The sequence below is a fragment of the Kitasatospora sp. NPDC022785 genome, assembly GCF_055561295.1.
Genome location: NZ_JBVHHB010000012.1, coordinates 169,456 through 191,461 on the forward strand (window position 1 = coordinate 169,456; position 22,006 = coordinate 191,461).

14 protein-coding genes, 3 tRNA genes and 1 pseudogene are annotated in these 22,006 nt (G+C 74.9%); 9 read left to right on the forward strand and 9 right to left on the reverse strand.

Translation table 11 applies throughout. The annotated features are described in order from the left end of the window. Nucleotides 1-47: 47 nt before the first annotated feature. Nucleotides 48-1,361 carry a hypothetical protein gene (locus ACZ3YO_RS20995; protein ID WP_465571299.1) on the forward strand — a complete coding sequence of 438 codons (1,314 nt, stop codon included), beginning with the start codon at nucleotides 48-50 and terminating at the stop codon, nucleotides 1,359-1,361. Between the two features lie 453 nt (nucleotides 1,362-1,814). Further along, complete coding sequence (locus tag ACZ3YO_RS21000; RefSeq protein WP_465571302.1) at nucleotides 1,815-3,476, forward strand: long-chain fatty acid--CoA ligase; 1,662 nt, start codon at nucleotides 1,815-1,817, stop codon at nucleotides 3,474-3,476. Nucleotides 3,477-3,556: 80 nt separating this feature from the next. Here ACZ3YO_RS21000 and ACZ3YO_RS21005 read toward each other — a convergent pair whose 3' ends face one another. Beyond that, the gene (locus ACZ3YO_RS21005; protein ID WP_465571305.1) at nucleotides 3,557-7,258 is read right to left on the reverse strand and encodes a hybrid sensor histidine kinase/response regulator; all 3,702 of its coding nucleotides are present in this window, start codon (nucleotides 7,256-7,258) and stop codon (nucleotides 3,557-3,559) included. A 176-nt stretch (nucleotides 7,259-7,434) separates the two neighbouring features. Here ACZ3YO_RS21005 and ACZ3YO_RS21010 point away from each other — a divergent pair. The 3 genes from ACZ3YO_RS21010 (at nucleotide 7,435) to ACZ3YO_RS21020 (ending at nucleotide 7,918) form a co-directional block, all read left to right on the forward strand. Beyond that, a tRNA-Ser gene (locus ACZ3YO_RS21010) sits at nucleotides 7,435-7,528 on the forward strand. 207 nt (nucleotides 7,529-7,735) lie between these two features. Further along, nucleotides 7,736-7,811, forward strand: a tRNA-Arg gene (locus tag ACZ3YO_RS21015). A gap of 31 nt (nucleotides 7,812-7,842) precedes the next feature. After that, nucleotides 7,843-7,918 (forward strand) — tRNA-Arg (locus ACZ3YO_RS21020). A gap of 57 nt (nucleotides 7,919-7,975) precedes the next feature. Here the strand turns inward: ACZ3YO_RS21020 and ACZ3YO_RS21025 are convergent. Both ACZ3YO_RS21025 and ACZ3YO_RS21030 read right to left on the reverse strand, forming a co-directional pair. Continuing rightward, entirely contained in the window at nucleotides 7,976-9,178 is a 1,203-nt protein-coding gene (locus ACZ3YO_RS21025) for a globin domain-containing protein (protein WP_465571309.1), read from the reverse strand. Between the two features lie 10 nt (nucleotides 9,179-9,188). Continuing rightward, nucleotides 9,189-9,605 (reverse strand): globin domain-containing protein, encoded by a 417-nt coding sequence (locus ACZ3YO_RS21030; RefSeq protein ID WP_465571312.1) that lies wholly within the window; start codon nucleotides 9,603-9,605, stop codon nucleotides 9,189-9,191. Between the two features lie 354 nt (nucleotides 9,606-9,959). On the opposite strand from ACZ3YO_RS21030, the gene ACZ3YO_RS21035 reads away from it, so the two are divergent. The 3 genes from ACZ3YO_RS21035 (at nucleotide 9,960) to ACZ3YO_RS21045 (ending at nucleotide 15,869) form a co-directional block, all read left to right on the forward strand. Further along, nucleotides 9,960-13,319 carry an Ig-like domain-containing protein gene (locus tag ACZ3YO_RS21035; protein WP_465571315.1) on the forward strand — a complete coding sequence of 1,120 codons (3,360 nt, stop codon included), beginning with the start codon at nucleotides 9,960-9,962 and terminating at the stop codon, nucleotides 13,317-13,319. 184 nt (nucleotides 13,320-13,503) lie between these two features. Further along, complete coding sequence (locus ACZ3YO_RS21040) at nucleotides 13,504-14,799, forward strand: SPFH domain-containing protein (protein ID WP_465571318.1); 1,296 nt, start codon at nucleotides 13,504-13,506, stop codon at nucleotides 14,797-14,799. After that, nucleotides 14,796-15,869 (forward strand): C40 family peptidase, encoded by a 1,074-nt coding sequence (locus tag ACZ3YO_RS21045; protein WP_465571321.1) that lies wholly within the window; start codon nucleotides 14,796-14,798, stop codon nucleotides 15,867-15,869. The genes ACZ3YO_RS21040 and ACZ3YO_RS21045 overlap by 4 nt, the downstream gene beginning before the upstream one ends. Nucleotides 15,870-15,975: 106 nt before the next feature. Here ACZ3YO_RS21045 and ACZ3YO_RS21050 read toward each other — a convergent pair whose 3' ends face one another. Continuing rightward, nucleotides 15,976-16,941: an aldo/keto reductase gene (locus ACZ3YO_RS21050; RefSeq protein ID WP_465571324.1), complete on the reverse strand. Its 966-nt coding sequence runs from the start codon at nucleotides 16,939-16,941 to the stop codon at nucleotides 15,976-15,978. 151 nt (nucleotides 16,942-17,092) lie between these two features. Between ACZ3YO_RS21050 and ACZ3YO_RS21055 the strand changes: the two genes are divergently transcribed. Next, entirely contained in the window at nucleotides 17,093-17,293 is a 201-nt protein-coding gene (locus tag ACZ3YO_RS21055; RefSeq protein ID WP_396324084.1) for a hypothetical protein, read from the forward strand. Nucleotides 17,294-17,335: 42 nt separating this feature from the next. Here the strand turns inward: ACZ3YO_RS21055 and ACZ3YO_RS21060 are convergent, their stop codons facing one another. The 5 genes and pseudogenes from ACZ3YO_RS21060 to ACZ3YO_RS21080 all read right to left on the reverse strand — a co-directional run bounded on the left by ACZ3YO_RS21060 (nucleotide 17,336) and on the right by ACZ3YO_RS21080 (nucleotide 21,946). Beyond that, nucleotides 17,336-18,340 (reverse strand): endo alpha-1,4 polygalactosaminidase, encoded by a 1,005-nt coding sequence (locus ACZ3YO_RS21060; protein WP_465571327.1) that lies wholly within the window; start codon nucleotides 18,338-18,340, stop codon nucleotides 17,336-17,338. Nucleotides 18,341-18,466: 126 nt separating this feature from the next. Further along, on the reverse strand, nucleotides 18,467-19,150 hold the full coding sequence (locus ACZ3YO_RS21065) for a spherulation-specific family 4 protein (protein WP_465571330.1): 684 nt from the start codon (nucleotides 19,148-19,150) through the stop codon (nucleotides 18,467-18,469). Continuing rightward, entirely contained in the window at nucleotides 19,147-20,052 is a 906-nt protein-coding gene (locus ACZ3YO_RS21070) for an NAD-dependent epimerase/dehydratase family protein (RefSeq protein WP_465571333.1), read from the reverse strand. Before ACZ3YO_RS21070 ends, ACZ3YO_RS21065 begins: the two co-directional genes overlap by 4 nt. Before the next feature lie 128 nt (nucleotides 20,053-20,180). Further along, nucleotides 20,181-20,888 (reverse strand): annotated as a pseudogene (locus ACZ3YO_RS21075) (nucleotidyltransferase family protein); the annotation flags it as partial. 65 nt (nucleotides 20,889-20,953) lie between these two features. Beyond that, complete coding sequence (locus ACZ3YO_RS21080; protein WP_465571336.1) at nucleotides 20,954-21,946, reverse strand: SDR family NAD(P)-dependent oxidoreductase; 993 nt, start codon at nucleotides 21,944-21,946, stop codon at nucleotides 20,954-20,956. Nucleotides 21,947-22,006 lie beyond the last annotated feature (60 nt).

Sequence of the window (22,006 nt, forward strand, 5' to 3'; positions counted from 1 at the left end):
CCGTCGACTCGAGCAGGCAGAGCTCGATCACGCGGAGGGGGACGAGCGTGTCGGAAGGCCAGGGGTACTACGGCGGCGCGGGCGGGCACGGCGCCGCGCCGCAGCCGAACCCGTACGCGCAGGGGGGTCAGCAGCCCGGCCCGTACGGGCCGGGCGGGGCGAACCCGTACGCGCAGCCGAACCCGTACGCCCAGCCCGGCCCCCAGCCGGGCCCGTACGCGCAGCCGAACCCGTACGCCCAGCCCGGCCCCCAGCCCGGCCCGTACGCCCAGCCGAACCCGTACGCCCAGCCCGGCCCCCAGCCCGGCCCGTACGCCCAGCCTGCCCCGTACCCGCAGGGCACCCCGCAGCCGACGCCCGCACGGCCCGCGCCCGCGCCCGCGCCCGCCGCACCCCTGGGCACCGGCCTCCCCGGCCCGGGGCCGCGCCGCAGCCGGGTCGGCGTGCTGCTCCAGTTCACCCTCCAGTGGATCTACGCGCCGCTCTGGATCGCCGCCCTGGCGGCCCTGTTCGTGGCCCTGCTCTGGAGCGGTGCGAGCGGCCCGTCCGGCTCCGACTCCTGGCTGAAGGTCAACCGCACCTTCATCCCGCCGCGCCGCCTCAAGGCGGAGCTCACCGGCCGGCCGGAGGTCTGGGAGCGGTACCTCACGCCGATCCTCCAACGGCGGATCCGCGCGGCCGAGGAGACGCACGCCGCCGGCGGCGGTGAGGTCGGCGACGACCTCACCCGCGTGATGCACGTCAAGTTCTCGGTCCGCCTCTACCGGGGCCTCGGCGCGGCCGGCGTGGTGCGGCTCGCCGAGCGGTACGGCTGGGAGCGCGGATCCGTCGGCGCCGGCGAGGGCAGCGTCTGGATCCGCCGCGTGTTCCCCGCCCCGCCGCGGGTGCCCGCTCCGGGCCCGCAGGACCCGCCCGCCGCCCCCGGCACGCCGTGGGGGCCGCGTCCGGGCCGGTTCGCCCTCCTGCTGCCGTTCATGTTCGTCCTGCAGATCGTCTACGTCCCCGTCTACGGGGTGCTCAGCCTGCTGGCCTTCTGGGTGAACCACCCGGAGCCGGACCACTGGGACCGCTGGGGTGCCCGCTGGGCGGTGGGCCCGTGCGCCTTCTGGGCCGAGCTGTCCGGCAGTGCCGCCGCCTGGGACCGCCACATCCGCCGTGTCCTGGCCCGCGGGACCCGCCAACGGTCCGACTCCCCGGGTGCGGGCCTTCCGCGGCGCATCCGGATCAATCTGGCCACCTACCGCGGCGCCGGGGCTCAGGCGGTCCTGCGCATCGCCGCCGAACAGGGCTACGTCCTCGACCCGGCCTACACGCCGGAGCCCGAGCACTGCGTCCGCCTCCACCGCCCGGAGCAGGGCTGACCCGGCGTCACCCCGCGGTGGTTCCTACTCCTTCAGAGCGAGCGTCAGCCAGCCGAGGCCCCCGCAGTCCTGGCAGGTCTCCGAGATGTGCCCCGTCCCCGACCGGTCCGCCCGTACCCCCAGCCGCGCCCGCATCCGCACCCCGCCGGAACAGCACGGACAGGGCACCCGGAACCCGCCCGCCCCCCGGTCGGCCCGGCGATCCCCATCTCTGCCACTCATGCCCATCAGTATCGCCCGCCCCTGCCACCCCCGGGCGCCGCAGCCGGGTGCGTCCGGGCGTCCCGGCGGGCGCGGAGTGCGGCATCCGCGGTGAATCCGTGATCCGTGCAACGGGGTCGGAATGCTGACATCGGGTGGGCGGAGAGGCACAATCGGGCTCGACCGCCCGCGTTACCGACGAGTAGAGGCGGTGCGGTCGCAGCCGCAGTGCCGCCCGGTCAAGGAGGACCCGTGTTCAGCACGATGCAGGACGTACCGCTCACCGTCGCCCGGATCCTCACCCACGGGGCCACCATCCACGGGCGGTCGACGGTCACCACCTGGGACGGCACCGGGCCGGTGGTCCGGACGTACGCCGAGGTCGGGGCGCGGGCCGCACAGCTGGCGTGCGCGCTGCGGGATGAGCTCGGGGTGACCGGGGACGACCGGGTCGCGACCTTGATGTGGAACAACGCCGAGCACCTGGAGGCGTACCTCGCGGTGCCGTCGATGGGCGCGGTGCTGCACACGCTGAACCTGCGGCTCCCGGCGCACCAGCTGTCGTTCATCATCAACCACGCCGCCGACCGCGTGATCATCGTCAACGGCACCGTGCTGCCCCTGCTGGCCGCCGTCCTCCCGGAGCTCGGCCCGACGCTCAGGCACATCGTGGTCAGCGGCCCCGGCGACCGGTCCGTGCTGGCCGGCTTCGCGGGCACCGTGCACGACTACGAGGAGCTGCTCGCCGGCCGGCCGGCCGAGTACCCCTGGCTGACCGACATCGACGAGCGCCAGGCCGCCGTGCTCTGCTACACCTCCGGCACCACCGGCGACCCGAAGGGCGTGCTCTACAGCCACCGTTCGGTCTACCTGCACTGTCTCCAGGTCAACACCGGCGACAACTTCGCCTTCACCCCGCGTGACATCGCGCTGCCGGTCGTCCCGATGTTCCACGTGAACGCCTGGGGCATCCCGCACGCCGCCTTCATGTCCGGCGCCGGCCTGCTGATGCCCGACCGGTTCCTCCAGCCGAAGCCGATGGCCGAGATGATCGCCCGGGTGAGGCCCACCGTCAGCGCCGCCGTGCCGACGATCTGGAGCGGCCTGCTGGACGAGCTGGACGCGGGCGACTACGACACCTCCAGCCTGCGGATGGTGGTCATCGGCGGCTCGGCCTGCCCGCCGTCGCTGATGCAGGGGTTCGACGAGCGCCACGGCATCCGGGTCGTGCACGCCTGGGGGATGACGGAGACCTCGCCGCTCGGCTGCTTCGCCCAGCCGCCCGGCGGGCTCACCCCCGAGGAGGAGTGGCCGTACCGGGTCACCCAGGGCATCTTCCCGGCCTCGGTCGAGGCCCGGCTGATCGGCCCGGCCGGCGAGCGGATGCCGCACGACGGCGTCTCGGCGGGCGAGCTGGAGGTGCGCGGGCCGTGGATCGCCGGCGCCTACTACGGCGGCGCCGGCCACGACCCGGAGCGCCCGGAGGACAAGTTCTCCGAGGACGGCTGGCTGCGCACCGGTGACGTCGGCACCATCACTGCGGACGGCTACCTGACCCTGACCGACCGGGCCAAGGACGTGATCAAGTCCGGCGGGGAGTGGATCTCCTCGGTGGACCTGGAGAACCAGCTGATGGCCCACCCGGAGGTCGCCGAGGCGGCCGTGGTGGCCGTGCCGGACGAGAAGTGGGGCGAGCGGCCGCTGGCCACCGTCGTGCTGCGGCCGGGGGCCGCGGCCGGCCTGAAGGAGCTGCGCGCCTTCCTCGCCGGGCGGATCGCCTCCTGGCAGCTGCCGGAGCGCTGGGCGATCGTCGAGTCGGTGCCGAAGACCTCGGTCGGCAAGTTCGACAAGAAGGTGATCCGCGCCCAGTACGCCGCGGACGAGCTGGACGTCACGGTGCTCGGCAAGGAGTAGCCGACGGGCCGGCCGGGACCACGGCTGAGGGCCGGTCACCCCGCACGGGGTGACCGGCCCTCAGCCGTGTCCGTCCGAGGTCACCCGGCGGCCGGGACGCCCGCCTCGCCCATGGCGCCGATCCGCCCGAGCAGGTCGACGATCCGCGACTGCACGTCCGCGCTGGTCGAGCGCTCGGCGAGGAAGAGCACCGTCTCTCCGGTGCGCAGCCGGGGCAGTTCGCGAGGGTCGAGGTCCACCGAGGTGTAGACGACCAGCGGGGTGCGGTGCAGCCGGTCGTTGGTGCGCAGCCAGTCGAGCAGGCCGACCCGGCGGCGGCGGATCTGGAAGAGGTCCATCACCACCAGGTTCGGCTGCACGCTGCTGGCCCGGGAGACGGCGTCGTTCTCGTCCACCGCGTGCTCGACGTGCATGCCGCGCCGTTCCAGGCTGCTGATCATGGCGGCGGCGATGTCCGGGTCGCCCTCGACCAGCAGGACGCGCGGGGCGTGGTGCTCGCCGTCGCGCGGGGCGAGCGCGCGCAGCAGGACGGCCGGGTCGGCGCCGTACGCGGCGTCCCGGGTGGCCTGGCCGAGGCCGGCGGTGACCAGCACCGGGACCCGGCTGTTGAGCGCGGCGGTGCGCAGCGACTGCAGTGCGGTCCGGGTGATCGGGCCGGTCAGCGGGTCGACGAAGAGCGCGGCGGGGAAGCCGGAGACCTGGGCGTCCACCTCCTCGCGGGAGCGGACGATCACCGGGCGGTAGCCGCGGTCCTGGAGGGCCTGCTTGGTGGCCGGGTCGGGCTCGGGCCAGACCAGCAGGCGGCGCGGGCCGCCGTCCCCGCCGGGGGCGGGCAGCGCGGGGTGCTCGGCGGGGTCGTCGTGGCCGGCGGCGGGCAGCTCGGCCATCGGCCGCGGCGCGGTCCGGGCCTCCGGTACGGCGGGCAGTTGCGGCGCACCGGCAGGCCGGGCCGGGGCGGGGGCCTCCGGGGCGAGGGCGGCCGGGCCGCCCGGTGCACCCGGAGCCTGGAGCGGACGCGGCGGCGCCAGCTCGGCGAGCCCGGTGCCGACGGGCTGCGGGCCGTCGGCCTGGCCGGCCGCGGCCGGACCGTCCGACCCGGGGGCGGGCAGCGCGGGCCGGGCGGGGGCCGGCGCGGTGAGGACGGCGTCGGGGGCGGAAGGCTCCTGGGCCTCGGCGCCGGGGCCGGGCGGGACGGCCAGCCGGCGGCGGCGGCCGGTCGGTGCGGCGGCGGCCGGTTCGGGCAGCGCGGGTGCGGGCCCGGCCGGCAGCGCGTGCTCCAGGCCGGGGTAGACGGTGGCGGGGTCGGGGACGCCGGGGAGCGCGAACCCGCCGGAGGAGTCCTCGTTGGCCGGCAGCGCCCGGCGCCGCCGGGACGGCTTGGGGGCCTGCCCGTCGTCGGCCCGGCCGCTGTCCGGGCCGACCGGCGTGCCGTCGGCGGGGGTGCCGTCGGCCTGGATCCCCCGGGCGGGGGTGCCACCGGTCGGCGTGCCGTGGGCGGGGGTGCCGGCGGCCGGGGTGCCGTCCACGGGAGTCCCGCCCGCCGGCGTGCCGGGGGCCTCGGCAGCGGGCGCGGGCGCCGGCCCGAGCGCGAGCGGGCCGCGCGGGCCTGCCGTGCCGGCCTGGGCGCGGTGGTCCTCCGGGCGGCCGTCGGCGCCGTCGAGACCGTCGACCGGCACGGCGTACGCGGTGCCGGACCGGCCGTCGTCCTTGCCCCACGGGTCGGTCGGCTGGGCGGTCGGACCGCCGAGGCCCTGCCGCCCGTACGCGGGGTCGTTGCCGGTGCCGTGCCACTGCTCGGGGACGGCCCGCTCGACCCGCGCGGGGGCGTGCGGCCACTGGTCGGCGGCCCCGGCGGGAGCGTCAGCCGCCGGAGCGGGGGGCGCGGCGGGGGGAGCCGGCGGCTGTTCGACGGCCGGCCGGCCGCGGCGTCCGCGCCGCTCGGCGACCGGCTCCTCGGCGGGCTGCTCGTCCGCCCGCTGCTCCGTCACCGGCTTCGGGCTCTCACCGCTGGACGCCGCGTCGGCGTCGTCCTCGGGGTGGTGCGCGGTGGGCAGCTGCGGGATACCCGGCAGGTCGGGCAGGACGGCGGAGTCGGTCTCCTTGGGACGGTCCGACCGCCCCTCGGCCGCCGCGCGCTCGGCGGCGGCCTTCGCCGCGACCGGGTCCAGCGGCAGCTCGACGACGTACGTGGTGCCGGCCTTGCCGGGCAGTTCGTGCGGCTGGAGCACGCCGCCGTGCCGCTCGACCACTGCGCGGGCGATCGGCAGGTGGACGGGGCTGCCGCCGCGGCCGGGGCCGCGGATCTCCACCCGCGCGACGTCGCCGCGCTGGGCGGCGGCGAGCACCACCATCGGCGCGTCGCCGCCGGTGGGCGGCAGGGTCGCCCCGGCGGCGATGCCCGGACCGGGGGCGGCCAGACCGGGGGAGGAGAGGGCGGGCGGAGCGTCCAGCGAGAGCGCGACCCCGCTGACGTCGGCGACCAGGTGGGCCAGCGCCTGGGCGAGCCGCTGCTCGTCGGCGATCACCTCGACGGCGGCGGCGTGGACGGAGAACCGCACCCGGCCGGAGCCGACCAGCTCGCCCGCGTGCTCGACGGCCTGCCGGACCACCTTGTCCAGGGCGACCGGGACGCGCTCGGGGGCCTTCCGGCCGGCCTTGCCGTCTCCCTTGCCCTCGTCCCCGGCGTCGCCCGGTCCGGAGCCGGCCGAGGCCTCGCCCGCCTCGGAGCGCTGGTGGGCGAGCACGCCGTCGATCAGCTTGCCGAACCGGCGGCACTCGTCGGCCAGCCGGCGCAGTGTCCAGTTGGCCTCGGGCCAGAGCTGGCCGGCCGGGTCGGCGGCGAGTGCGTCGATCCGGCGGTGCAGCGCCGTCAGCGCGCCGCCCAGCTCGCTCTCCAGGACGGCGGTGAGGTGCTCGTTGCGGGCGACGAGGGCCAGCTCGCGGCTGCGGTCGGTGAAGGTCATCACCGCGCCGACCAACTGGTCGCCGTCCCGGACGGGGGCGGTGGTGAGGTCGACGGTGACCGGCCGGCCGTCCTTGCGCCAGAGCACGGTGCCGCGCACCCGGTGCTTGCGTCCGGAGGTGAGGGTGTCCAGCAGTGCGGACTCCTCCAGCGCCAGCGGGGTTCCGTCGGCCCGGGAGTGCTGGATCAGCGGGTGCAGCTCGCGACCGCCGAGCTCGCTCGCCCGGTACTCCAGGATGTGCGCGGCGGCCGGGTTGACCAGCACGCAGCGGCCTTCGAGGTCCACGCCGAGCACGCCCTCGGCGGCGGCGCGCAGGATCATCTCGGTCTGCTTGTGCTGGCGTCGCAGCTCCGCCTCGACGCCGAGCCGGCTGGAGAGGTCGCGGACCAGCAGCAGGAGCAGGTCGCTGCCGGAGGACCGGGAACTCTCACGGTACGGGTCGTAGGGGACGAGCGGCGAGAGCGCGTAGCCGCGGCCCTCGCCGGAGGCGCCGTCGTCGGCGAAGTCGTTGCCGGAGACCTCGACCGGGAAGGTCGTGCCGTCGGTGCGACGGGCGGTCATCCGCACCGGGCGGTCGAGGGCGTCGTCCTCGCGCGGGGTCGGCCGCATCGAGCCGGGGATCCGGCTCGGGTCGAACTCCGGCAAGAGGTCGAGGACGCCCATGCCGACCAGCGAGGTGCCGGGCGTCTGGAGCGCCTGGACGGCTGCGTTGTTGGCATCGACGACGGTGCCGTTGCTGTTCACCAGCAGCAACGCGTCGGGCAGGGCGTCGAGTATGGCGGCGAGGCGAGCAGCGCCTCGGATCGGCCTGCTGCTCACGTCGACAGGTCTCCTCGGCTCAGGGCAGCTCCTCCGGAGACGGCAGTATCTCATTCTTCTTTGCGGCGGGGACGACCCGCCTAGTAACGTTGTCGGTGGTTGGTGCCGAGCCCCCGGGTTGTGGCATCATCACTGGCACACGGAGCGGGTCCGCCACGCGGGCGCGTTTCATGTGGGGAGGCTTCGCCTAGTCCGGTCTATGGCGCCGCACTGCTAATGCGGTTTGGGTCTTAAAGCCCATCGAGGGTTCAAATCCCTCAGCCTCCGCCAGCCGGGAGCCCCGTCGACGATCACGTCGGCGGGGCTTTTCGCATGTCCGGGCCCGATGCGCCGGGCGGCTCGCGGCAGGCGGCCGGAGGGGGCCGGTGAGGGCCCGGGACGGCGCCCGGGGGTGCCCGGATCAATCGATTTCGCCCCGCGTCGCAGGTCATGTAATGTTGTCCCCGCACCGCCCCGGTGGCACGTTCACCAGGGCGAGCGCTCATAGCTCAACGGATAGAGCACTTGACTACGGATCAAGAGGTTGCAGGTTCGAATCCTGCTGAGCGCACCAAACCCCGCAAGACCGGGTCCGCCCGGCACTTGCGCTCATAGCTCAACGGATAGAGCACTTGACTACGGATCAAGAGGTTGCAGGTTCGAATCCTGCTGAGCGCACCAGCGAGAAGCCCCCGGCCACCGGCCGGGGGCTTCTCCCGTTTCCGGCGCCGGCCGGGCTCATCCCAGGTCGGTGCGGTTGATCCAGGGCACGTCCCGCTGGTCCAGGAACCAGTCGGAGGAGGTCAGCGGCCGGGTCCGGTTGAAGGTCACCGGCACCGGGTCGTGCATGATCCGGCCGGGGTCGGCGCCGAGGCCGGCCAGCAGCTCGGCGAGTGCCGGGGCGAGGTCCGGCGGTCCGCTGAGGTGGACGTCCCAGCCGGACCAGTCGCCGTGCCGCAGCAGCACGTCGCGGACCATCCCGACCGCTTCGTCCCGCCGGTTCCCCGGCGCGGGGGCGGCGAGCAGCACCCGGAGCCGGTTGTTCCGGGCGAGCTGCCGCTCGGCGGCGGCCAGGTCGTACTGCTCGGCCTCCGAGCGGGCGGCGAGCACCACGGTGACGTGGCGGGTGGCCCGTTCGGCGGCGAGCTGTTCCAGCAGCGCCAGGATCTGCCCCCAGCCGGTGCCGCCGGCCACCGCCAGCAGCGGCCGGCGCGAGCCCGGGTCGAGCACCGCGTCGCCGAGCGCGGGCCCGAGCCGCAGCAGTTCGCCCGGGACGACGTCGTCGACCAGCGCGGTACTGAGCAGCCCGCCGGCCACCCGGCGGACGTGCACGTCGAGGCTGCCGTCCGGCCGCGGGGCGTTGGCGATCGAGTACGGGCGCCAGACCTTCGGTGCCCGGCGGCTGCTGAGGGTGAGGTACTGGCCGGGGACGAACGGGTACGGGCGCATCGGGGCGAGGGTGAGCACGGTGATGTCGGCGGCGGCGCGGCGCCGGACGGCCACCTCGGCCTCCCACCAGGCGGGGGTGTCGGCCGGGACGTCGGCGGCGGCCTCGGTCATCACCTGGGCGATCACCGTGAACGCCTCGGTCCACGCCTTCTCGGTCTCGGGCGTCCACGAGTGGCCGGAGAAGTGCCGCACCGCGGCGATCAGGCTGGCCCCGACGGCGGGGTAGTGCTCGGGCGCGGCCTGGAACTTGCGGTGGTCGCGCCCGAGCGCCCGGAGGTATCCGGTGAGCTGTTCGGCGCTCTCCAGTCGCAGCACGATCCGGGTGAGTGCGGCGAAGAACCGGTCCCGCTGCTCGGCCATCTCGGCGGGGAAGTACGCCCGTAACCCCGGGTTGTGGGTGAACAGGTGGGCGTAGAAGTACTTGGCCACGTGGTCGGCGCGGCGCTCGACGACGGCGAAGCCGGCGCGGATGACCGCGGGGTCGAAGGGCACCGCGACCCGGCTAGGCGGACCGCGCGGCGGTGAGGGCCTCGCCCATGGTGTCGGCGACCACGCCGTAGACGGCGGTCCAGGAGGCCTCGGCCTGCGGGGTCCAGGCGTCCCCGGCGAAGTGGGCGAGGGTGGCCAGCAGGCTCGCGCCGACGGCGGGGAAGTGGTCGGTGACCGCCCCGTACCCGGAGTGCCGGGCGCCGAGGTTCCGCAGGATGCCGACCAGCGTGTCGGTGTCCTCCAGATGGGTGACCAGCGCGCCGAGGGCGGCCCAGAGCCGGTCCTGCTGTTCGTCCAGGTGCTCGGCGAAGAGGCCGCGGACACCGGGATTGTGCTCGAACAGATGCTGGTAGAAGTACCCGGCGACGGCGGGGCCATGGGGTTCGACGACCGCGAAACTGCTCTTGACGAGAACGGGGTCAATAGTCACGGGCTCCGACTCTACTGAGCGGTCCGGTAATTCGAACAGAGCAGCCCGGTGAATAGTCAGGTGCCGGACGGCGGCGCCTGGTTGGAATCACCGGGATTCTCCGGGATTCTCCGGGATTCGCCTCGATGCGCCGCCTAACGGATGAAATACATCCCTTTCGGGTACATCCTGTCCTGCCGGTCGGATGACCGCCGATCGGGTGGCATTCGACCATGAGTGCAGGTGTCGCGGTATGACCGGCTCAGGATCGTGATTCCGTTTTGTCGGATCTTGTGCCCAGACTGCCGGCCGATGATCACTGGCCCTCGGTCACTGGCCACCGGCCCCCGGCAGCCGATACCGAAGGAGAGCCGGATGAGCCGACAGTTTCCTTACGACGCCGCCCTGTCCGCCCCGGCCCCGCACCGGCGTGGCGCCCGGGCAGGAGGGGTGCGAAGGCTCCGGCTGGCGGCGGCCGGCGCTTCGGCGGCCCTGGCGGCCGGCCTGCTGATCGCCTGGAACCCGCCGCTCTCCTCGGCTCAGCAGTCCCCTGACACCTGGTCGGGAGATCACCGCGCGGTCCTGCCCTCCGGTCTCGTCGTCCGGCTCGACTTCTCCGCCGCACCCGGTTCGGCCGCCGCGGCCGAACCGGGTGAATTGGCCGACCGGGCCGGAGGCGGCCGGGCGGCCGCTCTCTATACGGACGGAGTTCGGCCCGGAGATCCCGCGCAGATCTTCCGGATCGCGGAGGACCGTCCGCAGACCGATGGTTCCTGGCACACGGTCGGAACACTTCAGCTCGGCTTTTCCCGGCCGGTCCGGAATCCCCGGCTGCATCTCAGCGGACTCGCGGGAACGGCGACCGGGAAGGGCGGCGCCACCAGCACCGCGACCCGGCTGACGCTCACCGGCGGCTCGCCGAGCGCCCCGACCCTGGTCAACCGCACCGACTGGCCCGGCTGGACGGTCGACGGCAACACCCTCGCCCCCGACGGTGCGGACGGCAGCGCCGAGGCCGGGGCCGCCGCCGAGGGCAGCCTGGAGCTGGCCGGCACCTTCCGTACCGCCGTCTTCCGGGTCGAGCAGCGCTCCACCGCCCGGGCCGGCTCCACCACCGCACCGCAGCCGCTGGACCTGGCGGCCACCATCACCCTGGACGAGGGCGTCGGGACCGCCCCGCAGCTCTACGGCAACGCCTCCCACGTGCTCTCCGACCTCTTCCTCGGTGCGGACGCCACCGACGCGACCCGGCTCGCCCGGCGACCCGCCACCGTCGCGCGGGGGGCGGCCGACGAGCCGTTGGTCCAGCTCGACCACGGCGCCGCGCGGCGCAGCGTCTGGTCCAACCCGGTGCCGCCGAAGCTCCAGCCCGGGCGCGGCGAGTACCAGGGTGCCGACCCGGCCGTCAGCTACCCGGCGGAGGCGGCGATCGGCCGCTACTACCGGCTCACCGTCCCAGTCGCGGTGAGCGGCGCGCCCGCCACCCTGGCCGGCTGGGTCGACTTCGACCGCAACGGGCACTTCGACCCCGTCGAGCGGGTGCAGACCGAGATCGCGGCGGGCGCCGACAGCGCGACCCTGGAGTGGACCGTCCCCGCCGACGCCGCGTCCGGGGAGACCTGGGCCCGGCTGCGGATCGGCCGGGACGCGGCGCAGTTGGTGCCGGCCGACGGCTTCGCCGACTCCGGGCAGGTCTCCGACCAGCGGATCCGGCTGACCGTCGGCGCCTCCCGGCCCGAGATCGCCACCCCGGTCGACGGCACCATCGTCTCCGACGCCCGCCCGCAGGTGCGGGGCGAGGGCGCGGTGGCGGGTGCGACGGTCGAGGTCCGGGACGGCGACGCGGTGGTCTGCAAGGCCCGGGTCGAAAGGGGCGGCGACTGGTCCTGCCGGCCGGACGGCCCGCTCGGCGCGGGGGCGCACAGCCTCACCCCGGTCGAGACCACCAGCGGCGGGGTGGTGCTGCGCGGCGAACCGGTCCGGATCACCGTGAAGACCGCGCCGCCGGCCGTCCCTGTGCTCAGCCTCCCCGAGTACACCAACGACCCGGGCCTCCAGCTGACCGGTGCCGGGGAGCCGGGCAGCACCGTCTCGGTCACGGACCAGCCGGCCGGGGCCGGCGGCGGCGCCACCGCCGAGCTGTGCAGCACGGCGGTGCGGCCGGACGGCGGCTGGTCCTGCCTGCCGGTCGAGAACCTGCCGGACGGGCGGCACCAGCTCACCCCGGCCGCCGTCGACGCCGCCGGGAACCGGACGCCGGGGCGGCCGGTGGCGCTCATCGTGGACACCGCCCCGCCGGACCGGCCGGTGCTGACGACGCCCGCCGCCGGCGAGACCGTCCGGACCGCCCGGCCGAAGCTCGCCGGGCGGGCGGAGCCGGGGGCCAGGGTGACCGTCACCGCCCGGTCGGGCAGCGCGGCCTCGGCCGAGCGGATCGTCGCCTGCGGGGTCACCGCCGCCGCGGACGGCAGCTGGAGCTGCACGGCCGGCCGGGACCTGGCGGACGGCGAGCAGTGGCTGGTCGTCACGGCGACCGACCGGGCGGGCAACGGGACGGCGGCCGACGCGGTCACCGTCCGGGTCGCGGCGGCCGGGGCTCCGGCGGCGTCGCCGGGGGCGGCTCCGGTGACGCCAAGCCCCACGGTGCCGAGCCCGGCGGCTCCGAGTCCGGCGGCTCCGGGTTCGGTGACGCCGACTCCGGTGACACAAAGTCCGGCGGTTCCGACGGTGGCGGCTTCGGCGGGGGCGTCGCCTGCCGCATCCACGGCGCCGCCTGTTCTCCCGTCACCTGCCGTGCCGGCATCGGCGGCGCCGACGCGTCCCTCGCCGGCTGTTCCGTCGCCCTCCGCGTCCCCGAGTCCGGCTACGGCGCCCTCGGCGTCCCTGCCGACGGTCTCGTCCACGGTGCCGGTCCCGCCGACCCCGTCCGTCTCGGCTGTTCAGGCGGTCCCGTCCGTCCCCGGCCCTGAGGCCGCGCTGGAGCCCGTCTTGCCCGGCCTGCTGCCGATCGTCGTCCCGGCATCGGCGGCGCCGACGCGTCCCTCGCCGGCTGTTCCGTCGCCCTCCGCGTCCCCGAGCCCGGCGACGGCGCCCTCGGTGCCCTCGGCGTACGCGCCGACGGTCTCGCCGACTCGGTCCGTTCCGGCCGCCCCGTCTGTCTCGGCTGTTCAGGCGATCCCGTCCGTCCCCGGCCCTGAGGCCGCGCTGGAGCCCGTCCTGCCCGGCCTGTTGCCGATCGTCGTCCCGGCCGCCCCCGGCTCGGCCGCCGGTCCGCCGGCGCCGGCGGCCCCGGCCAACGCCTCGGTCGGCGCAAAGCCGAGCCAGAGCCAGAGCCCGAGCCCGACCGCCAGTTCGTCCCCGTTCCCGTCCCCGTCCGCCCCGGCGGTGTCTCCGTCGTCCCTGGCCTCGCCGTCCCTGTCCGCCCCGGCGGTGTCCCCGAGGTCCCTGGCCTCGCCGTCCCCGTCCGCCACCGTGGCTGCCGCCCCTGCGGTCGCCCCCGGGACGGCGGAGGCAGTGTCCCCCGGACAGGTGTCCGCCGAGACCTCCCGGGCACCGGCCGCGCCGCCGGACCAGCAGCCCGTCGGGGCCGCGGCGGAGGCGTCGCAGGCGGCGTCCGACCGGCCGCGGTCGGACGGCTGGCGCGGCGGCCTCGCCGGTGTCCTGCTGCTGCTCACCGGGGTCGGGCTGATCACCCGTCGGGTCTTCACCCGCGGCCCCGGCGCACGGCGGCGCTGAACCACCCCGACCATCCGCTCATGTGCCTGCGCGTCAGGTCTGCTTCGGATGATTCGTCAGGAAATGTCGACACGCACTATCGCAAATGTCGCATTTGATGACGTATGAACTTAGCCTGGCTCTGGCACTGCCCGTCAGATCCGGGCCGCCCGTTGCGCGACACACTGAACCCGAGGATCCGTGCATGGACGTCACCCGCGACTCTTCGCAGCGACCCGACAACCCGCCCAAGGTGCTGCCCCCGGCCGTGCCGGAACGTTTCTCCTCCGGCTCCAGCCCGCTGGCCAGGCGGGCGGCCACCAGGACGCCGGTGACCCCGGCGACCGCGGCGCCCAAGACCGCCAAGCCGGTCGACGGCGGCCCGGCCACCATGCCGCTGGCGGTTGTCCCCGGCCCGGCGGTCTCGCCCGTCGACCTGCGGGACCCGCTGGAAACGGCGGGCCCGGAGACCGTGGAGGTCCCGGAGCCCACCCCGGCCGGCGCGGTCATCGCGACCCCCTCCCGCCGGCCCCCGCGTGCCGATCAGGCGCTGCGCGAGCACGGCGCCACCGCGCTGCCCGGCTGGATCGCCCTGCTGGCGGTGCTGGTCGGCCTGGCGGCCGTCCTGCTCGTCCTGCTGCACGACGGCGTCGTCCCGTACTGGGACGCGTTGCCCGACCTGCGCGGCACCGCCGCCCGGGCGGGCGGCCGGGCCGACGTCGACGCCCGGTCGGTCACCGCCGTCACCGCCGCCGGCCTGCTGATCGTCTTCTCGCTGGCCGGGCTGCTGGCCAACGCGGGCGGCGAGACCCGGGTGCTCAGCCGCTGGGGCAGCTACCGCGGCACCGTCCGGCGGACCGGTCTGCTCTGGGTCAACCCGCTGCTGAGCCGCCGCCGGGTGGACGTCCGGCTGCGGCACTGGCGCAGCGAGCCGGTCAAGGTGGTCGACCGGACGGGCACGCCGATCGTCGTCCGGCTGCTGATCGTCTGGCGGGTCAAGGACACCGCCCGGGCGCTGCTGGCGATCGCGGACCACGAGGCCTACCTGCGCGAGCAGGTGCAGGCCGTGCTGACCCGCACCGCGTCCACCCTGCCGTGCGACAGCAACGCGGCGCCCGGTCCGGCGCTGCGCGACGGCCAGTGGTTCGCCGACGAGCTGACCCGGGCGCTGGCCGCCGAGGTCGCCCCGGCGGGCCTGGAGGTGTACTCGGTGCAGCCGCTGTCGCTGGACTACGCGCCCGAGGTCGCCGAGTCGATGCGCCGCCGCCGGCTGGCCGATCTGGACGCGGGCCTGCGCACGGTGCTGGTGGACGACGCGGTGGAGGCGGCGGCGCTCGCCGTCCGCCGGCTGGAGCGCGCCACCGCGCACGAACTGGACGAGGCCGCCCGCAGCGCCCTGATGGAGCAGCTGCTGATCGCCTTCGTCGCCCCGGCCGGAGTGGCCGCCTCGGTACCGCCCCCGGCCGCCCGGGCCGGGCGGAAGGAAGGACGACCGGCATGAAGATAGCCACCGGCTCGGAAGCCGACTTCGGGACCGACCTCGACGCGGAGTTCGCCGCCTTCGATGCGGAGCGCGCGGGATTCGATGCGGAGTTCGCCGCCTTCGATGCGGAGTTCGCGGGCTTCGGCACCGACGCCGCGCTGATCGGCTTCGAGGAGAGCCTCGGCAGCATCCTCGCGGTCTCGGGGTGCGCCTGCCTGGCCTGCGCGGCCCGGCCACGCACCGCGCGCCCCTCCGCGTCGTCCGGTGGCGGACGAATACACCGCGCCATGCGAAATACCTGCCTGGCCACCACCGTGCTGGCCGGTGCCGGTGTGGTCGGCCTGACGGCCGGAGCCGGGTCCGCGCACGCCGCGGCCGGCAAGCAGGGCTGGGACGGGTCGAAGTACTGGTTCCAGAACGCCAAGGGCCAGTGGCGGTACACCACCCACGACGACGTCTACGCCGGCCGCACCGGCAAGCCGGCCAAGCCCGCCCAGTCCGGCGGATCCGGCACGTCGTCCGGTACGGCGGGCGCCTCCAACGGCTCGGCCGCGTCCTCGGGGATGCGGCAGGGCTGGGACGGCTCCAGGTACTGGTTCAGGAACAGCGGCGGCGAGTGGCGGTACACCAGCCACTACGACGTCTACCTGAGCCGTACCGGCCAGTCCGGCGGCGGCGCCTCGCCCGCTGAGCCGGCCCCGGCGCCGGACAGCACGCCGGCCTCCGACAGTGTCGGGGCGGCGGTCGACTACGCACTCGCCCAGCTCGGCAAGCCGTACGTCTGGGGCGGCAACGGCCCGTCCGGCTACGACTGCTCGGGGCTGGTCCAGCAGGCGTACCTGCGCAGCGGGATCAGCCTGCCGCGGGTGGCCGACGACCAGTACGCGGCCACCACCCCGATCGGCGTGGGGCAGCTGCGCCGCGGTGACCTGCTGTTCTGGTCGGACACCGGCCGCGCCTCCGGCATCCACCACGTGGGGATCTACCTGGGCGGCGGCAAGTTCGTCGAGGCGCCCCGGCCGGGCAAAACGGTCCGGGTCTCGACCATCAGCAGCGGCTTCTACCCGACCCACTTCGGGCGCCCGTAGCAGCCGGCCCCGCGGCGGGGGACAGCGGTGGGGACAGCGGCCGCCGACGGAATCGGATCCGTCGGGGGCCGCTGCCGTGGTGCGGCGGTTGCCGGTCGGGCCGGGCTCAGGCGGAGGCGGTGTTCAGCAGGGTGAGCTGCTCCGGGGTGAGCCGCAGGGAGGCGGCGGCCAGCAGCGGGGGGAGCTGCTCGACCGTGCGGGCGCTGGCGATCGGGGCGGCGACCGTCGGGCGGGTGTTGAGCCAGGCCAGGGCGACGGTGGCGAGCTCGGCGCCGTGCTCGGCGGCGACGCTGTCCAGCGCCTCCAGGACCTTGGGGCCGCGCGGGTCGGCCAGGTAGCGGGAGGCGCCCTCGGACCGGGCGCTCGCGACCTCGCCGCCGCCGGGGCGGTACTTGCCGGTGAGGAACCCGGAGGCGAGCGCGTAGTAGGGGACGGTGGCGAGGCCGTGGTCGGCGACCACGTCGGCCAGCGGGCCCTCGAACGTGGCGCGGGAGACCAGGTTGTAGTGCGGCTGGACGGCTACGTACTTGGCCAGGCCCTCGCGCTCGGCGAAGGCCAGTGCCTCCGCGAGCCGCTCGGCGCCGATGTTGGAGGCGGCGATCTCGCGGACCTTGCCCTCCTTCACCAGCTCGGTCAGCGCGGTGACGAACTCCTCGACCGGGGTGTCGTCGTCCTGGTGGGTGTAGTAGAGGTCGATGCGGTCGGTGCCCAGGCGGCGCAGCGAGCCCTCGACCGAGGACTTGATGGTGGCCGCGCCCAGGCCGCGGGCATCGGGGTGGAGGCCGACCTTGGTGGCGATCACCAGGTCGTCGCGGTTGCCCCGGCTGCGGATCCAGTTGCCGATGATGGTTTCGGACTCGCCGCCGGTGTTGCCGGGCACCCAGGAGGAGTAGGTGTCGGCGGTGTCGACGAAGTTGCCGCCGGCGGCCGCGTAGGCGTCGAGGACGGCGAAGGACTGCTGCTCGTCGGCCGTCCACCCGAAGACGTTGCCGCCGAGGGAGAGCGGGTGTACGGCGAGGTCGGAGGTGCCCAGCCGGACCCGGCCGGGGGCGTCACTGCGGTTTCCGGTCATGCCCGGGGTCAACCGGATCGGGCGGGCGGGCATTCCATGATCCGGACGGACTTCACACGCCTGTCGCACCTGTGTCGCACTGGTGGGGGGAACGGACCGGAGGAGGGTCCGGGGTGTCGGCGGGGTCCGTGGATTCGTTAGAGTCCGTGCCATGGCTGACAACGACTACGACCCCGCCGGCAGCACCCAGATGTTCCGGGCGTTCGTCGACGAGAGCCCGGCACCGCAGGCACCGGGCTCCGTCTCCACCTACGGCAGCAGTGGCGGCAGCAGCCGGACCGGCATGATCGCGGTGATCGCCGTCGTCGCGCTGGCCGTTCTGGGTGCCGTCATCTGGCTGGCGGTCAAGTAACCCTCTCGACCGAGTGCCTGGCGGACTGCCCGCTCTGCTGGTTCAGCAGGGCTTCCGCCAGGCGTCCAGTTCGAGCTTCTTCTGCATCGAGCTGAAGCCGAGGGCTTTGGTCCGCTCGCAGAACTTCTCCGTGCCGAGCTTGTACTCGACATGGAAGACCGCCTTGCCCGCCTGGACGAACGGCGAGAGCCGGGCGCACTCGTCGAACTGGGCGCACTCCTCGTTCACGGCGAAGTCGAAGTCGGGCAGCAGGGCGGGAATCTGCTCCAGGTCGTTCTTCAGGCCGATCGCCATGCCGCGCTCGTGCGCGAGCCCGGCCAGCATGCGGTTGTACCTGAGCTGGTCGTCGGCGGTGAGCGGGAAGCCGCTGTTCTGGTTGTAGGCCTCGATGGTGTCCGGCTCGACCGCGTCGAAGCCCTTGGTCCGGCACATGTCGAAGCGGGCCGCCATCAGCGGCTTCAGCTGGTCGAGCTTGCGGATGTCGAACCACTTCTCGCCCTTCCAGCCGTTGCTGTCGCCCTGGAGGGCCTTGGCGAAGGCCTTGGAGTCGGGGCGGAAGTCCTCCCAGGAGCCGGCGTTGATGTAGCAGATCACCTTGCGGCCCTTGGCGTGCAGGGCGGCGACGGTCGCGGCGTCGGTCTCGAAGCCGTCGATGTCGTAGACCGGGACGTCCACCGACTGGTCGACGCCGCCGCCGAGTTGCCACTGCCAGGCGAGGCCCGGGGTGGGCTGCCACCGGGCGCCGGCGGGCTGCGCCGTCGTACCGGGCGCGGACGGCGTACCGGGGGTCCCGGGCGCGGACGGTGTGCCGGGGGTGCCGGGCGCGGACGGTGTGCCGGGCGTGCCTGGCGTGGTCCCGGGGGTGGTCGTCCCGGGTGCGGACGGGGTGCCCGGGACGGGGGCGGCGGTGGCCGCGGGCGGCTGGGCGCCGGTGGCGTCGGCCGAGGGGTCGTCCTCGTCCTCCGAACCCGAGCTGCTGCACGAGGTGGCCAGCAGGGCGGTGGTCAGGGCGAGGGCGGCCAGCAGGGGCCGGGTGCGGCGGGTCACGGTAGTCGAACTCCGGGTCGGATCAGGTCGGCTCGGCGACGGTGCGTGCGGCGACGGTGCGTGCGGCGGTGGTGCTTGGGGCGACGGTACGGGGAGCGGTCGGGCGGTCGCCGGACGGCCGGGCGGTCAGACGGCCAGGCCGTGCGGCAGGGTGCTCCAGGGGTTCTCCCCGGCACCCGGCACGGCGCAGCCGACACCGGCCCGCCGGGCGGCGATCAGGGCGACGGCGTCCCGGGCCTGGTCGGCGGGCACGTCGTACACGAGGTGGCAGAACCGGGCGGCGGCATGGCGCCCGGTCCAGAGCGGCAGGGTCATCTCCCGGTACGCCGTCCAGTCGCCCTCGAAGGTGACCAACAGGTCGGCGAGGCCGACCTCGGCGTAGCCGGGGTCGGGGTGGTCGCCGTGGCCGAACACCACGGTGGCGCAGCCGGCGGCGCGGGCCGCGGTGGCGAGGCGCCGGTAGTGGGCCAGCGCGCCCGGGTGGGTGGCGACCTGGTCGAGGTAGACACCGGTGATGCCGTGGCGCTGGCGGTAGGTCAGGATGTCGTTCACCACGGCGGCGTGCGGCCGGCGTCCGTAGTCGGTGTCGGCGTAGCCGAGCAGGGGGAGGCCGGCCTTGCGCAGCTCGTCGGCGGCCTCGGCGAAGACGTTGTCGGGGGTGTCGCCGGGGCCGTCGGCGAGGTTGAGCACGACGGCGGCGATCCGGTCGGGGTCGGCGGCGGCGACCGCCTGCCAGGCCGCCGGGTCCACCGCGGGGTGGACGTACAGCGGCACCAGCAGGCGGCCGTCGGGCAGGCTCGCGCCGGTCATGCGGTGACCAGTGGTTCGGTGCTGAGCCAGAGGTCGCGCAGGGTGTCGGCGAGGCCGGTCTCCGGGTTCCAGCCGAGCTCCCGGGCGGCGGCCGAGACGTCGGCCTGCTGCCAGGAGACGGCGGCCGAGCGCTCGGAGCCGGCGCCGCTCTCGTCGATCCGGCCGGTGAAGCCGGCCGCCGCGACCAGTCCGTCGGCGATCGCCCGGACCGGCTGGGCCCGGCCGGAGGCCAGGTTGAGCACCCGCGGCAGCGGGCGCTCGGCGGCGACGGCCAGGCCGACCGCGCGGGCGACGTCCCGGGCGTCGACGAAGTCGCGGTGGGCCGAGAGGTCCCCGACCTTCACGACGCCGTCGGCACCCTCGGGCGCGGCCCGGCGCAGCTCGGCGGCGAGCCGGCCGGGCAGCGAGCCGGCCGGGGCGCCCGGGCCGACCGGGTTGAACACCCGCAGCACCACGGCGTCCAGTGGCGAGCCGGCCACCGCGAGGGAGCCGGCCAGCTTGGTGGCGCCGTAGACACCGACCGGGCGGGCGTCGGCGTCCTCGGCGAGCGAGCTGCCGGGGGCGCAGACGCCGTACTCGCCGGCCGAGCCGATGTGCACCAGCCGGGCCTTCGGGGCGCCCTGGTGGAGCGCCTCGCAGAGCACGGCCGGGCCGCGGGCGTTGACCTCGGCGAGCGTGACCGCGCTGCCGGCCACCGCGCCGGCGAAGTTGACCACGGCGTCGGGGGCGAGCGCGGCCAGTTCCTCGCCGAGCGGGCCGGCCTGGGCGGTGGCCAGGTCGAGACGCAGGTCGTGGTCGGGCCGGCGTCCGGCGGTCAGCACCGTGGCGCCGGGCACCGACCGCAGGACGGTGGCGGCGTGCCGGCCGAGGAAGCCGTCCGCGCCGAGCAGCAGGATTCTCACGCGGCCCGTCCGTCGTTCTCGGGGCCGGTGGCGGCCACGGCGGGCCGGTCGGCGTCGTCCGGTGCGGTGCGGGCGGCCGGGACCGGCAGCTCCGGCCCGCCGGGGACGGCGTACAGGCCCTCGGGCTCGCCCGGCATCAGCTGCGAGCGGATGAGCGCGAACTCGGCGTTGGCCCGGTCGTAGTCGTCCGGGCGGCCGATGTCCAGCCAGTAGCCGCCGAACTCGTAGGCGGACGGCGGGGTCTGGGCGGCCAGCAGGTCCAGCACCAGCTCGTCGAAGCCGAGCGGCAGGCCGGGGGTGTACTTGGCGAGTGCCGAGCGGGAGACGCCGTAGACGCCCATCGAGACCCGGTAGTCGATGCTCGGCTTCTCCTGGAAGCCGGTGATGGAGCCGGACTCGGTGGTCAGCACGCCGAAGTCGATCTTCACCTGGCGGGCGTAGGTGGCGATGGTGAGCGGCGCCCCGGAGGCCTCGTGGTGCTTGAGCACCCCGGCGAAGTCCAGGTCGGTGAGGATGTCGCCGTTCATCACCAGGAAGTGCTCGGGCAGCCGGTCCTGCATGGTGAGCAGGGGGCCCATGGTGCCGAGCGGGCTGTCCTCGACGGCGTAGCCGACCCGCAGGCCCCACTGGGAGCCGTTGCCGACGTAGGCGCGGATGATGTGGCCGAGGTGGCCGATGGCCAGGGTGACGGTCTTGAAGCCCGCGGCGGCGAGCTGGCGCATCACGATCTCGAGGATCGCGTGCTGGTCGCCGATCGGGACGAGCGGCTTGGGGAGCGCGGTGGTGTAGGGACGGAGGCGAACGCCCTTACCGCCGGCCAGGATCACTGCATGCATGGTGTTTCCCCCACGGAAATAGTGCGACAGGAGCCTTGGAGCCAGGACTGGCAGGTGTACGAGGGTCAGACGTTGTAGATGTCCGTCTTGTAGCGGGCCAGGTTGGCCGGGTCGCGGAAGAACTCGATGGTCTGCTCCAGGCCCTGCTCCAGGGAGAAGGCGGGGGCCCAGCCGGTGGCGGCGCGCAGCCGGGTGGCGTCGGCGACCAGGCGCATCACCTCGGAGTTGGCCGGGCGGATGCGCTGCTCGTCCTCCTTCACCGCGACGTCCACGCCCATCAGCTTGCCGACCAGGGTGACCAGGTCGCCGACCGAGATCTCGCCGCCGGTGCCGGCGTTGAAGGTCTTGCCGACCACGGCCTCCGCCGGGGCGGTGCCGACCGTGCGGAAGGCGTTGGCGGTGTCCTTGACGAAGGTGAAGTCGCGGGTGGGGCGCAGGTCGCCGAGGGTGATCTCGGTCTCGCCGGCCGCCAGCTGGGCGATCACGGTGGGGATGACGGCGCGCATCGACTGGCGCGGGCCGAAGGTGTTGAACGGGCGCAGCGTGACGACCGGGGTCTCGAAGCTGGCGTGGTAGCTGTCGGCCAGCCGGTCCCCGCCGGCCTTGGAGGCGGCGTACGGGGACTGGGTGTTGATCGGGTGGTCCTCGGTGATCGGCACGGTCTGCGCGGTGCCGTAGGTCTCGCTGGTGGAGGTGTGCACCAGACGGGGGATGTCCAGGTGGCGCACGGCCTCCAGCACGTTCAGGGTGCCGGTGACGTTGGTCTCGATGTACGAGTGCGGGGCCCGGTACGAGTACGGGATCGCGATCAGGGCGGCCAGGTGGTAGACCGCCTCGGTGCCCTTGACCAGGCCGTTGACCGAGCCCGGGTCGCGGACGTCGCCGAGGACGATCTCGACCGACTCCAGCACGTCCTTGGAGAGGGTCTCCAGCCAGCCGAAGGACGAGAAGGAGTTGTACTGGACCATGGCGCGGACCTGGTGGCCGTCGGCGACCAGGGTTTCGACGAGGTGGGAGCCGATGAAGCCCTCGGCTCCGGTGACGGCGACGCTGCTCATACGTGAATCGCTTTCTGTTCTTCGGGACGGCCGGGCGGGGACGGTGCGTGGTGGCCCGGC

Bases quoted from the DNA above. Each gene is read 5' to 3' on its own strand.
- ACZ3YO_RS21055 (WP_396324084.1), top strand. From the start codon at position 17,093: ATGGCTGACAACGACTACGACCCCGCCGGCAGCACCCAGATGTTCCGG.
- ACZ3YO_RS21080 (WP_465571336.1), bottom strand. From the start codon at position 21,946: ATGAGCAGCGTCGCCGTCACCGGAGCCGAGGGCTTCATCGGCTCCCAC.
- ACZ3YO_RS21050 (WP_465571324.1), bottom strand. From the start codon at position 16,941: ATGACCGGAAACCGCAGTGACGCCCCCGGCCGGGTCCGGCTGGGCACC.
- ACZ3YO_RS21035 (WP_465571315.1), top strand. From the start codon at position 9,960: ATGAGCCGACAGTTTCCTTACGACGCCGCCCTGTCCGCCCCGGCCCCG.
- ACZ3YO_RS21065 (WP_465571330.1), bottom strand. From the start codon at position 19,150: ATGACCGGCGCGAGCCTGCCCGACGGCCGCCTGCTGGTGCCGCTGTAC.
- ACZ3YO_RS21045 (WP_465571321.1), top strand. From the start codon at position 14,796: ATGAAGATAGCCACCGGCTCGGAAGCCGACTTCGGGACCGACCTCGAC.
- ACZ3YO_RS21040 (WP_465571318.1), top strand. From the start codon at position 13,504: ATGGACGTCACCCGCGACTCTTCGCAGCGACCCGACAACCCGCCCAAG.